The sequence below is a fragment of the Pseudomonas sp. 65/3-MNA-CIBAN-0223 genome (genome assembly GCF_040310425.1).
Lineage (GTDB): Bacteria > Pseudomonadota > Gammaproteobacteria > Pseudomonadales > Pseudomonadaceae > Aquipseudomonas > Aquipseudomonas gregormendelii.
On sequence record NZ_JBEOPV010000010.1, the window covers coordinates 19,410 to 31,936 of the forward strand.

11 protein-coding genes are annotated in these 12,527 nt (G+C 59.7%); 7 read left to right on the forward strand and 4 right to left on the reverse strand.

Annotated elements, in window-relative coordinates; genetic code table 11:
- Nucleotides 1-180 precede the first annotated feature (180 nt).
- Entirely contained in the window at nt 181-654 is a 474-nt protein-coding gene (gene bfr, locus AAEZ09_RS14050; RefSeq protein WP_045058003.1) for a bacterioferritin, read from the forward strand.
- 239 nt (nt 655-893) lie between these two features.
- Here bfr and grxD read toward each other — a convergent pair whose 3' ends face one another.
- The 3 genes from grxD to plzR all read right to left on the reverse strand — a co-directional run bounded on the left by grxD (nt 894) and on the right by plzR (nt 3,866).
- Nucleotides 894-1,235, reverse strand: coding sequence for a Grx4 family monothiol glutaredoxin (gene grxD / locus AAEZ09_RS14055; protein WP_045058004.1), 342 nt, complete (start codon nt 1,233-1,235; stop codon nt 894-896).
- 97 nt (nt 1,236-1,332) lie between these two features.
- Nucleotides 1,333-3,441, reverse strand: coding sequence for a molybdopterin oxidoreductase family protein (locus AAEZ09_RS14060; protein WP_350599814.1), 2,109 nt, complete (start codon nt 3,439-3,441; stop codon nt 1,333-1,335).
- A gap of 134 nt (nt 3,442-3,575) precedes the next feature.
- Nucleotides 3,576-3,866 (reverse strand): PlzR type 4 pili assembly inhibitor, encoded by a 291-nt coding sequence (gene plzR, locus AAEZ09_RS14065; RefSeq protein WP_045058006.1) that lies wholly within the window; start codon nt 3,864-3,866, stop codon nt 3,576-3,578.
- Between the two features lie 396 nt (nt 3,867-4,262).
- On the opposite strand from plzR, the gene argF reads away from it, so the two are divergent.
- Both argF and AAEZ09_RS14075 read left to right on the forward strand, forming a co-directional pair.
- A complete protein-coding gene (argF, locus tag AAEZ09_RS14070) occupies nt 4,263-5,183 on the forward strand; it encodes an ornithine carbamoyltransferase (protein ID WP_045058007.1) in 921 nt (306 codons plus the stop codon).
- Nucleotides 5,180-6,289 carry an ABC transporter ATP-binding protein gene (locus tag AAEZ09_RS14075; RefSeq protein ID WP_045058008.1) on the forward strand — a complete coding sequence of 370 codons (1,110 nt, stop codon included), beginning with the start codon at nt 5,180-5,182 and terminating at the stop codon, nt 6,287-6,289. Before argF ends, AAEZ09_RS14075 begins: the two co-directional genes overlap by 4 nt.
- A 147-nt stretch (nt 6,290-6,436) precedes the next feature.
- Here AAEZ09_RS14075 and ybaK read toward each other — a convergent pair whose 3' ends face one another.
- Nucleotides 6,437-6,907: a Cys-tRNA(Pro) deacylase gene (ybaK, locus tag AAEZ09_RS14080; RefSeq protein WP_350599901.1), complete on the reverse strand. Its 471-nt coding sequence runs from the start codon at nt 6,905-6,907 to the stop codon at nt 6,437-6,439.
- A gap of 296 nt (nt 6,908-7,203) precedes the next feature.
- On the opposite strand from ybaK, the gene AAEZ09_RS14085 reads away from it, so the two are divergent.
- From AAEZ09_RS14085 to glpD, 4 genes are all read left to right on the forward strand, one after another.
- Nucleotides 7,204-8,055 (forward strand): MIP/aquaporin family protein, encoded by an 852-nt coding sequence (locus AAEZ09_RS14085; protein ID WP_122840064.1) that lies wholly within the window; start codon nt 7,204-7,206, stop codon nt 8,053-8,055.
- A 77-nt stretch (nt 8,056-8,132) separates the two neighbouring features.
- On the forward strand, nt 8,133-9,638 hold the full coding sequence (gene glpK / locus AAEZ09_RS14090; RefSeq protein WP_045058011.1) for a glycerol kinase GlpK: 1,506 nt from the start codon (nt 8,133-8,135) through the stop codon (nt 9,636-9,638).
- Nucleotides 9,639-9,734: 96 nt separating this feature from the next.
- Nucleotides 9,735-10,490 carry a DeoR/GlpR family transcriptional regulator gene (locus AAEZ09_RS14095; RefSeq protein WP_045058012.1) on the forward strand — a complete coding sequence of 252 codons (756 nt, stop codon included), beginning with the start codon at nt 9,735-9,737 and terminating at the stop codon, nt 10,488-10,490.
- A gap of 243 nt (nt 10,491-10,733) precedes the next feature.
- Nucleotides 10,734-12,272: a glycerol-3-phosphate dehydrogenase gene (glpD, locus tag AAEZ09_RS14100; protein WP_350599815.1), complete on the forward strand. Its 1,539-nt coding sequence runs from the start codon at nt 10,734-10,736 to the stop codon at nt 12,270-12,272.
- Nucleotides 12,273-12,527: the final 255 nt, after the last annotated feature.

Below are 12,527 nucleotides of genomic sequence, written 5' to 3' on the forward strand. Positions count from 1 at the left end.
CGGACTTCATGTCCGGTTTTTTTATGCCTTTAAATCAATTGCTTAGATGCTAGACGCGGAACACAAACATTCTTATTCCGATTAATTTTCACTTATCTTTCAATAACTTAGGTTTGACACTCTTAGTTGAGCGGCTCAAACTCTGCCTTATAGACAGTTAATACAGGGCAGGACCCCATCATGAAAGGCGACATTACAGTCATCCAGCATCTCAACAAGATCCTTGCCAATGAGCTGGTCGCGATCAATCAATATTTTCTGCATGCGCGCATGTACGAAGATTGGGGCCTGAACAAGCTCGGCAAGCATGAGTACAAAGAATCCATCGACGAGATGAAGCACGCCGACAAGCTCATCAAGCGCATCCTGTTCCTGGAAGGCCTGCCGAACGTCCAGGACCTGGGCAAGCTGCAGATCGGCGAGCACACCCGGGAAATGCTCGAGTGTGACCTGCGCATCGAACGCACCGGGCATGCCGACCTCAAGGTGGCCATCGCGCATTGCGAAACCGTTGCCGACTTCGGCAGCCGCGAACTGCTTGAAGACATTCTTGAATCCGAAGAAGAACATATCGACTGGCTGGAAACGCAGTTGGGCCTGATCGACAAGATTGGTCTTGAGAACTACCTGCAGTCGCAGATGGGCGAAGAGTAATTTAGCGTCAGCTAATCTCGAGCCATTAAAAAGCCCCGCTCTCTTTACAGAGGCGGGGCTTTTTTGTCACCGAACACTGTCTTGCCTGCGCCGGCCGAAATGCGCATACAAACTGTAGGAGCGAGCTTGCTCGCGAGAAACGCTCGGACAACGCGTAAACCCGGGCAGCCCGCGTTATCGTTATCCTCCATCGCGAGCAAGCTCGCTCCTACAAGGTGTACCGTAACCAGCAAGACCAATCAGGCTTCGGTCTTGGTCGTAGCAGCCGCTTCGACAGCAGCCTTGATCGTAGTCTGCAACGAACCGTCAGCAGCCATCTCGGTCATGATGTCGCTACCACCGACCAGCTCACCACCGACCCACAGTTGCGGGAAAGTTGGCCAGTTGGCGTATTTTGGCAGGTTGGCGCGAATTTCCGGGTTCTGCAGGATGTCCACGTAAGCGAACTTTTCACCGCATGCCATCACGGCCTGAGCAGCTTTTGCGGAAAAGCCGCACTGCGGGGCATTCGGCGAACCTTTCATGTAAAGCAGAATGGTGTTGTTAGCAATCTGCTCTTTAATCGTTTCGATGATATCCATGGAGCACCTCGGCTGAACTTTCCGACTCAAGGGTCGGCACGGTGGCGCATTGTAACGGAAACCCGAGCGCCATGCTCGGTCTCCCCGACAGACACGATCACGCCGCCGCCACCGTCACTGGTACGCCGTTCAACGCCGCGTTACCTGAAAGTTCGTCGAGCTGGCATTCATCGGTCAGGTCATTGGCGCTCGAGCCAGGCTGGCCGCTGGCGATGGTCATCTGCACACCGGGGCGGGCATGGCCCCAACCGTGAGGCAAGCTGACCACACCTTGCATCATGTCCAGGCTCGCCATCACCTCGACTTCAATCACCCCTACCCGCGAACTCACCCGCACCCGCTGCCCATCGACCAGCCCGCGCTTGCTCAGGTCTTCAGGGTGCATCAGCAACTGATGGCGCGGTTTGCCTTTCACCAGACGGTGATAGTTATGCATCCAGGAGTTGTTGCTGCGCACATGACGGCGGCCAATCATCAACAGCTCATCGGCGGCCGGCGCCTGCAGGGCAGCGAAACGTGTCAGGTCAGCGAGGATCACCGGCGGCGCCGCCTGAAGTCGCTGGTTGGCGGTTTTCAGGCGCTGCGCCAGGTTGGGTTTCAAAGCGCCCAGGTCGACGCCATGGGGGTGATCGAACAAGGTCGCCAATGACAACTTGTGCTCGGAAGCGTCGCCATAGGCGCCCATGCGCAGGCCAAGGTCGATCATCTGCGCGGGCGCAATCGTCGGTTTGAGCGCCTTGCCGGTCCTGGCGGCAAAGGCCTGGGCCAGCCCCACGAAAATCTCCCAGTCGTGCAGCGCGCCTTCAGGCTTGGCGAGGATCGCCCGGTTGAAGCGGCTGACGTTGCGCACCGCGAACAGGTTGAACGTGGTGTCGTAGTGATCGTTCTCCAGGGCCGAGGTCGACGGCAGGATCAGGTCGGCGTAACGCGTGGTCTCATTGATGTACAGGTCGATACTGACCATGAACTCCAGGCCATCCAGCGCCTGCTCCAGCTGGCGACCGTTGGGCGTGGACAATACCGGGTTGCCGGCCACGGTAATCAGCGCCCGCACCTGCCCTTCGCCCTCGGTGAGCATTTCCTCGGCCAGCGCCGAGACTGGCAGCTCGCCGGCATATTCCGGCCGCCCGGACACGCGGCTCTGCCACAAATTGAAATGCCCGCCGGAAGTCGACGCCACCAGGTCCACTGCGGGCTCGGTGCACAGCGCCCCACCCACCCGATCAAGGTTGCCGGTGACCAGGTTGAACAATTGCACCAGCCAATGGCACAGCGTGCCGAAGGCCTGGGTCGACACCCCCATGCGTCCGTAGCACACCGCCGTAGGCGCGCCGGCGAAATCACGGGCCAGCTGGCGGATGGACTCGGCCGGCACCGCGCACAGCGGGCTCATGGTCTCGGCCGTGAACGGCGCAACGGCCGCACGCACTTCGTCCAGGCCATCCACCGGCAGGTGACTGCCCTTGGCCAGGCCCTCAGCGAACAAGGTGTTGAGCAGACCGAACAGTAGCGCGGCATCGCCGCCGGGACGCACGAACAGATGCTGGTCGGCGATCGCCGCCGTTTCACTGCGCCGCGGATCGACCACCACCACTTTGCCGCCCCGGGCCTGAATGGCCTTCAAGCGTTTTTCCACGTCCGGCACGGTCATGATGCTGCCGTTGGAGGCCAGGGGATTACCGCCCAGGATCAGCATGAAGTCGGTGTGATCGATATCCGGAATCGGCAGCAGCAAACCGTGGCCGTACATCAGGTGACTGGTCAGGTGATGGGGTAACTGGTCGACCGAGGTCGCGGAAAAGCGGTTGCGGGTTTTCAGCAGGCCGAGGAAGTAGTTGCTGTGGGTCATCAGCCCGTAGTTATGCACGCTGGGGTTACCTTGGTAGACCGCCACCGAATTCTGTCCGTGACGCTCCTGAATCTGCGCCAGGCGCTCGGCCACCAGACTGAACGCAGCCTCCCACTCGATCGGCTGCCATTCACTGCCCACTCGAAGCATGGGCCGATGCAGGCGATCCGGATCATTCTGGATATCCTGCAGGGCCACCGCCTTGGGGCAGATGTGACCGCGACTGAACGTATCCTGGGCATCACCCTTGATCGAGGTGATCTGCACGCCCGCGCCTTCAACTTCAGTGGTTTCGATGGTCAGGCCGCAGATGGCCTCGCACAGGTGGCACGCACGGTGGTGGAGAGTCTTGGTCATGGCCAGTCTCTGTCTTGTTCTGGGCGGGCAATAGCGACCGCGGGAACAAAACTATGGCGCCTGCCCTGCCTCTTCGCCAGCGACGTTCGTCTTGTGAATCGGCCGCCATCAGGCCAGCCGATGCACACAAGGAATCAGTTCGGCGGCAGCCTGGGGGGGAGTTGCTGCTGGATTTCCTGGACGGTCTCGATCTGCTCATGGCCGACATGCACGCCGGTGAGCTCGCCGATCAGGCGCCAGTGTTCGTCCAGGCCGCTGCTGATGGTAGCCATGCGGTCGATCATGCGGCGGCCGGCGGCCTTGGTAACTTCGTCATTGCTGCGCAGCAGCTCGAAGGACATCGAAGTCATGGAAGCGGTGAGGTGAGTAAGGGAGCGGGCCGTGAGGCCGAGCAGTTCCATGAGTTGCTGTTCTTTCGATTCCATTCCGAAGGGCTTCCTGCGTCGTTCGTGCGTTAGTTATAACCCAGCACTTTGTATTAGCAAAACTTTCAGACCAGAAACAGGCGCGTTGCCGTGGCTGGACGAAAGGTCAGAAATCGACTCTGCCTGCCCGGTTTGATTGCAAAGCCCCGGGGCCGCAGTGTACAAATGGTGCGCTGCTGTCAGGAAACAGGCTTCAAAAGCGCTACTGCGGTAATCCCGTAGCCCCTCCGAACCCCCTAAAAACCGTAGCCCTATTGGTAAGACGCGACATTTAATTATAATATCGCGCCTTCCCCTATTTCGTCGCCCCGTGCGGCTTACGCCGCAGGTCTCGCCCGTTTTTCAGTTAAACAAGGCTTTGAGTATCTGCGGTCTGTTGCAAAAAGGTAGTCAATGATGAGCGCAAGGCACTTTCTCTCCCTGATGGATTGCACGCCCGAAGAGCTGGTCAGCGTGATCCGTCGAGGCGTTGAGCTCAAGGACCTGCGTAACCGCGGCGTACTGTTCGAGCCTCTGAAAAACCGCGTACTCGGGATGATCTTCGAGAAGTCCTCGACGCGCACCCGTATCTCGTTCGAAGCCGGCATGATCCAGCTGGGTGGCCAGGCGATCTTCCTGTCGCCGCGCGACACCCAACTGGGTCGCGGCGAGCCGATCAGTGACTGCGCGATCGTTATGTCGAGCATGCTTGACGCGGTGATGATCCGCACCTTCGCCCACAGCACCCTGACCGAATTCGCCGCCAACTCCCGCGTGCCGGTCATCAATGGCCTGTCCGATGACCTGCACCCGTGCCAGTTGCTGGCCGACATGCAAACCTTCCTCGAACACCGGGGCTCGATCCAGGGCAAGACCGTGGCCTGGATCGGCGACGGCAACAATATGTGCAACAGCTATATAGAAGCGGCGATCCAGTTCGACTTCCAGTTGCGCATTGCCTGCCCGGTAGGCTATGAGCCCAATCCGGAATTCGTGGCCAAGGCCGGCGATCGTGTGACCATCGTCCGCGACCCGAAAGACGCCGTACACGGTGCGCACCTGGTGAGCACCGACGTCTGGACCTCCATGGGCCAGGAAGAAGAAACCGCCAAGCGTCTCAAGCTGTTTGCTCCCTTCCAGGTCAACCGTGCGCTGCTCGACCTGGCCGCTCCGGACGTGCTGTTCATGCACTGTCTGCCTGCCCACCGTGGCGAGGAAATCAGCCTCGACCTGCTCGATGACAAGCGCTCGGTCGCCTGGGATCAGGCCGAAAACCGTCTTCACGCACAGAAGGCCCTGCTCGAATTTCTCGTCGAACCGGCGTACCACCACGCATGAGCCAGCCATTATTGCTAAACCTGCGCAACCTCGCCTGCGGCTATCAAGACCAGCGAGTCGTGCAGAACCTCAACCTGCATTTGAATGCCGGTGATATCGGTTGCCTGCTGGGCTCTTCGGGCTGCGGCAAGACCACCACCCTGCGCGCCATTGCCGGCTTCGAACCGGTGCACGAAGGGGAAATTACCCTGGCGGGCGAGACGATCTCCAGCGCTGGATTCACCCTCGCGCCGGAGAAACGCCGGATCGGCATGGTGTTCCAGGATTACGCGCTGTTTCCGCATCTGAGCGTCGCCGAAAACATCGCTTTCGGCATTCGCAAGCACCCGCAAAAAGATCGTGTGACCGAAGAGTTGCTGGAACTGGTCAACCTCAAAGGCCTCGGCAAACGCTTTGCGCACGAGCTTTCCGGTGGCCAGCAGCAGCGTGTCGCCCTGGCCCGCGCCCTCGCGCCGGAGCCGCAATTGCTGCTGCTCGACGAACCGTTTTCCAACCTTGATGGCGAGTTGCGACGCAAGCTCAGCCATGAGGTGCGCGACATCCTCAAGGCCCGTGGCACCAGCGCGATTCTGGTGACCCACGACCAGGAAGAAGCCTTCGCTGTCAGCGATCATGTAGGGGTATTCAAGGAGGGGCGCCTGGAGCAGTGGGACACGCCCTACAACCTGTACCACGAACCGCTGACACCTTATGTCGCAAGCTTCATCGGCCAGGGCTATTTCATTCGCGGCAGGCTGGACAGTCCCGAGTCGGTGCAGACCGAACTGGGCGAGTTGCGCGGTAATCGGGCGTATACCTGGCCGGTCGGCGGCGCCGTGGACGTGCTATTGCGTCCCGACGATATCGTTTATGCACCGGACAGCGGCTTGAGAGCGCGGATCGTCGGCAAGTCGTTCCAGGGGGCTTCGACCTTGTATCGCCTGCAATTGCCGACGGGTGCACAGCTGGAGTCGATTTTCCCGAGCCACGCCGATCATCTGGTCGGTGCTGAAGTGGGCATTCGTGTCGCGGCCGAACACCTGGTGTTGTTCCAGGCCTCCGGCAGCACGGCGGCGCAGATTCCGGCAACCGAGACCGGCGTTCGACGGTACAGCACAGCCAGCTGAGCCAAGCGCAGTTGAACCGGCTCGTTCCCCTGTGGGAGCGAGCCTGCTCGCGATGGACGTTAACGATTACGCGAAGATCCTGATACCCAGCGGCGCACTGCAGTCTTTCGCGAGCAAGCTCGCTCCTACAGGAGCGGTGTTGCGGTGTCAGGCACGCCCGATATCCGCAAACTTCGCCTGGGTATGCTCGGCCAGCACCGCAGGAGCCAGCTCCACTTCCAGCCCCCTGCGCCCCGCACTGACAAAGATGCTGTCAAACACCTGAGCTGAATTATCGATAAAAGTGCGCAAGCGCTTCTTCTGCCCCAGCGGGCTGATCCCCCCCAGCAAATACCCGGTCGAGCGCTGCGCTGCCGCAGGATCTGCCATCTCGACCTTCTTCACCCCCGCAGCGTGCGCCAAGCCCTTCAAGTCGAGACTTCCGACGACCGGCACCACCGCCACCAACAGTTCGCCTTTCTCACTGGCCACCAGCAATGTCTTGAACACCTGTGCCGGATCAAGGCCGAGCTTCTCTGCGGCCTCCAAACCATAAGAAGCGGCCTTGGGATCATGTTCGTAACTGTGCACTCGATGTTCGGCTCGAACTTTTTTCAACAAATCCAATGCGGGGGTCATGTCAGCTCCAGACTGGGCGGCGGTGGAAAAATCCACTGGCGGATTCTAGGTCATTGCCCCCTAAAAGGCTCTATAGCGCCACTGTTTCATCGGCGCGCAGCAGCGGTTTACCACTCGTCCGCATTCCTCCTGCCGGGTGAACAATAGGATCATTCACATGACTAATAGTTGAAATGTGACTGATGGTTCACTTTCGACCTTTGACAGCAGTGTTTCTTGTCTATATTTTTTCGAATACGAATGCTGTACGAATGGTCCTACGCTGCACGCAGACAAAAACAACAACGAGGTTTTCAATGACAACTGCTTTACAACAACCGCCGCTCTCGAGCCAGTGCATGGCCGAGTTCCTGGGCACTGCCCTGCTTATCTTTTTCGGCACCGGTTGTGTGGCTGCGCTCAAGGTCGCGGGTGCCAGCTTCGGCTTGTGGGAAATCAGCATCATCTGGGGTGTCGGCGTGAGCATGGCGATCTATATGACCGCCGGCGTTTCCGGGGCTCACCTCAACCCCGCCGTCAGCATCGCGCTGTGCATCTTTACTGACTTCGAAAAGCGCAAACTGCCCTTTTACATCCTCGCCCAGGTCGCCGGTGCCTTCTGTGGCGCCTTGTTGGTTTACACGCTCTACAGCAACCTGTTCTTCGATTACGAACAAACCCACCAAATGGTTCGCGGCACCCAGGCAAGCCTGGAACTGGCCTCGGTGTTCTCGACCTTCCCGCATCCGGCCCTGTCCACGGCCCAGGCGTTTCTGGTTGAAGTCATCATCACTGCCATCCTGATGGGCGTCATCATGTCCCTCACCGACGACAACAACGGCTTGCCCAAGGGCCCATTGGCCCCGCTGCTGATCGGCTTGCTGATCGCGGTAATCGGCAGCTCGATGGGCCCGCTGACCGGTTTTGCGATGAACCCGGCCCGGGACTTCGGTCCGAAACTGATGACTTTTTTCACCGGCTGGGGTGAAATTTCCCTGACCGGAGGCCGTGATATCCCCTACTTCCTCATTCCGATTTTTGCACCGATTGTCGGTGCCTGCCTCGGCGCTGCCGCCTATCGCGGGCTGATTGCCCGTCATCTGCCCAGCGCCGCGCCCGAGACCACGGATGCAGTACCGGCCATTGACGGCAAACCGCGCACTTCTTGATACCGTAGGCGCGTGATCCTGCCAATCTGGTCCCGCGCCTGACTCCACTCCCTTTTATTCGTCCCAAGGCAATCGACATGACCGACATTCAGAATAAGAACTACATCATTGCCCTTGATCAGGGCACGACCAGCTCGCGCGCGATCATTTTCGACCGTGATGCAAACGTGGTGTGCACCGCCCAGCGCGAATTCGTGCAGCATTACCCGCAAGCCGGTTGGGTCGAGCATGACCCGATGGAAATCTTCGCCACCCAGAGCGCCGTGATGGTCGAAGCCCTGGCGCAAGCCGGCCTGCACCACGACCAGGTGGCCGCCATTGGTATTACCAACCAGCGCGAAACCACCGTGGTCTGGGACAAGACCACCGGCCGGCCGATCTACAACGCGATCGTCTGGCAATGCCGGCGCAGCACCGAGATCTGCCAGCAGCTCAAGCGCGACGGCCACGAGCAATACATCAGCGACACCACCGGCCTGGTCACCGACCCCTACTTCTCCGGAACCAAGCTCAAGTGGATCCTCGACAACGTCGAAGGCAGCCGCGAGCGTGCGCGCAACGGCGAATTGCTGTTCGGTACCGTCGACAGCTGGCTGATCTGGAAATTTACCGGCGGCAAAGTGCACGTCACCGACTACACCAATGCCTCGCGCACCATGCTGTTCAACATCCACACCCTGGAGTGGGATGCGAAAATGCTGGAGGTGCTGGATATTCCGCGCGAGATGCTGCCGCAAGTTAAGTCCTCCTCGGAAATCTACGGCCACACCAAGAGCGGCATCGCCATCGGGGGCATCGCAGGCGACCAGCAGGCCGCGCTGTTCGGCCAGATGTGCGTGGAACCTGGCCAGGCTAAAAACACTTACGGCACCGGCTGCTTCCTGCTGATGAACACCGGCGACAAGGCAGTGAAATCCCAACACGGCATGCTCACCACCATCGCCTGTGGCCCGCGCGGTGAAGTCGCTTACGCCCTGGAAGGCGCCGTGTTCAACGGCGGCTCGACCGTTCAATGGCTGCGTGACGAACTGAAAATCATCAATGACGCCCACGACACCGAGTATTTCGCCAACAAGGTCAAAGACAGCAATGGCGTGTACCTGGTGCCGGCCTTCACCGGCCTCGGCGCGCCGTACTGGGACCCGTATGCCCGTGGCGCACTGTTCGGCCTGACCCGCGGCGTGCGCGTGGATCACATCATCCGTGCCGCGCTGGAGTCGATTGCCTACCAGACCCGCGATGTCCTGGACGCCATGCAACAGGACTCCGGCGAACGCCTCAAGGCCCTGCGCGTGGACGGCGGCGCGGTAGCGAACAATTTCCTGATGCAGTTCCAGGCCGACATCCTCGGCACCCAGGTCGAGCGTCCGCAAATGCGCGAAACCACGGCACTCGGCGCTGCGTACCTGGCGGGCCTTGCCTGCGGCTTCTGGGGCAGCCTCGATGAGCTGCGCGGCAAGGCGGTGATCGAGCGTGAATTCGAACCGACCCTGGACGAAACCGCCAAGGAAAAACTCTACGCCGGATGGAAAAAAGCCGTGAGCCGCACCCGCGACTGGGAACCCCACGAAGGCGATGAATAAGCCAGCCAAGGCACTCCGTATCGGCATGTAACTGGTCGGGAGCAGATTCCTGCGGCATCATGGGCAAATTTTGCCCGGCAGCCCAAAGGAAGCCCCATGAATCTGCCTCCCCGTCAGCAGCAAATCCTCGAACTGGTCCGCGAACGCGGCTACGTGAGTATCGAGGAAATGGCTACGCTGTTCGTCGTCACACCGCAGACTATCCGCCGCGACATCAATCAGCTCGCGGAAGCCAATTTATTGCGCCGCTACCACGGTGGTGCAGCCTATGATTCCAGCGTCGAAAACACCGCCTACGCCATGCGCGCCGACCAGATGCGCGATGAAAAACAGCGGATTGGCGAAGCGATTGCCGCACAAATCCCTGATCACGCCTCGCTGTTCATCAACATCGGTACCACCACCGAGTCGATTGCCCGCGCCCTGCTCAACCACAGCCACCTGAAGATCATCACCAACAACCTGCACGTGGCCTCGATGCTCAGCGCCAAGGATGACTTCGACGTGCTGCTGACCGGCGGCAATGTGCGCCGAGACGGCGGCGTGGTGGGCCAGGCCAGTGTCGACTTCATCAACCAGTTCAAGGTCGACTTTGCCCTGGTCGGGATCAGTGGCATTGATGAAGATGGCAGCCTGCTGGATTTTGACTATCAGGAAGTGCGGGTTTCCCAGGCGATCATTGCCAATGCCCGGCAGGTGATACTCGCGGCGGACTCCAGCAAGTTCGGGCGTAATGCCATGATTCGCCTGGGGCCGATCAGCCTGATCGATTGCCTGGTGACTGATCAGCCACCCGTGCCGGCGTTGGCGCAGTTGTTGAGTCAGCACAAGATTCGGTTGGAAGTCGTTTAAGGCTTTCTGCCTCAAAAGATCGCAGCCTTCTGCAGCTCCTACAGGTTCACTCACCCCTGTAGGAGCTGCAGGAGGCTGCGATCTTTTGCTTTAAATGTTCGAAAATTTTCCTTTCCCCGCCCTTCGATCAGTATTTTCAATCGAAGTTGACTGGCTGTGCGCGTATTTATGGGCTACCATTTTCACAAATGAACATTAATGTTCGAATTCAAATATAGATAACCAAAAACCAGAGGCCAGCCGATGCCCACTTCTACCTTGCCTACCCCCCCACTCTCCGAGGTCTACGATGTTGCCGTCATCGGTGGCGGGATCAATGGCGTGGGGATCGCAGCGGATGCGGCCGGTCGCGGCCTTTCTGTGTTCCTTTGCGAAAAGGACGACCTGGCCAGCCACACCTCCTCGGCCAGCAGCAAGCTGATCCACGGTGGCCTGCGCTATCTCGAACATTACGAATTCCGCCTGGTGCGTGAAGCTCTCGCCGAACGTGAAGTGCTGCTGGCCAAGGCGCCACACATCGTCAAGCAGATGCGTTTTGTGCTGCCCCACCGCCCGCACCTGCGTCCGGCGTGGATGATCCGTGCCGGCCTGTTCCTTTATGACAACCTCGGCAAACGGGAAAAGCTGGCAGGTTCAAAAAGCCTCAAGTTCGGTCCAGACAGCCCGCTGAAGAGCGAAATCACCAAAGGCTTCGAATATTCCGATTGTTGGGTAGACGACGCACGCCTGGTGGTACTCAACGCCATGGCCGCCCGCGAGAAAGGCGCCCACGTTCACACCCAAACCCGCTGCGTCAGCGCCCGTCGCACCAAGGGCCTGTGGCATCTGCACCTGGAACGCGCCGACGGCAGCCTGTTTTCGATCCGCGCCAAGGCCCTGGTGAATGCTGCCGGGCCATGGGTGGCGAAATTCATTCGTGACGATTTGAAGATGGAATCGCCCTACGGCATCCGCTTGATCCAGGGCAGTCACCTGATCGTGCCGAAGCTGTACGAAGGCGAACACGCGCACATTCTGCAAAACGAAGACCAGCGCATCGTGTTCACCATTCCCTACCTGAATCACTTCACTTTGATCGGCACCACCGACCGCGAGTACACCGGCGACCCGGCGGCAGTTGCGATTACCGAAGGCGAGACCGATTACCTGCTCAAAGTGGTGAATGCGCACTTCAAGAAGCAGGTCAGCCGCGAAGACATTCTGCACAGCTATTCGGGAGTGCGTCCTCTGTGCAATGACGAATCCGATAACCCGTCGGCCGTGACCCGGGATTACACCCTGGCGCTGTCTGGTAGCGGCGAAGAAGCGCCATTGCTCTCGGTATTCGGTGGCAAGCTGACGACCTATCGCAAGCTGGCCGAGTCGGCCCTGGCGCAATTGACCCCGTATTTCACCCACATCAAGCCAAGCTGGACCGCCCACGCGACCCTGCCCGGTGGCGAGGACATGAGCACCCCGCAGGCGCTAAGCGCCTTGATCCGTGACAAGTTCGACTGGGTGCCCGCCGAAATCGCCCGCCGCTGGGCCACCACCTATGGCAGCCGCACCTGGCGCATGCTCGAAGGCGTGCGCGACCTGAACGACTTGGGCGAACACATCGGCGGCGGTCTCTATACCCGCGAAGTGGATTACCTGTGCAGCGAAGAATGGGCCACCACCGCCCACGATATCCTGTGGCGCCGCAGCAAACTGGGGCTGTTCACCACCCCGGCAGAGCAACAGAAGCTGGCGGATTACCTGAGCAAGGTCGAGCAGAACCGCAGCAAGATTGAAGCGGCCTGATCGATAGCTGGCGGTACGCAAAGCCCCTGGATTGTGAGATCCAGGGGTTTTTGCATTCTGCGCTGCACTCCAGGTTACTTGCAGGCGCCCGCTCCCACAGGGTGTTGGTGGTGGACGCAGCATTTGTGTTCGGCGCAGATCACTGTGGGAGCCGGGCTTGCCCGCGATGGCGTCTGCACATTCGACGTTGATGTGGCAGGGAGATGACAGTTGCTCGCGCGGCTAATCCCTGCATCGCATTCGGTTTTCCGAACG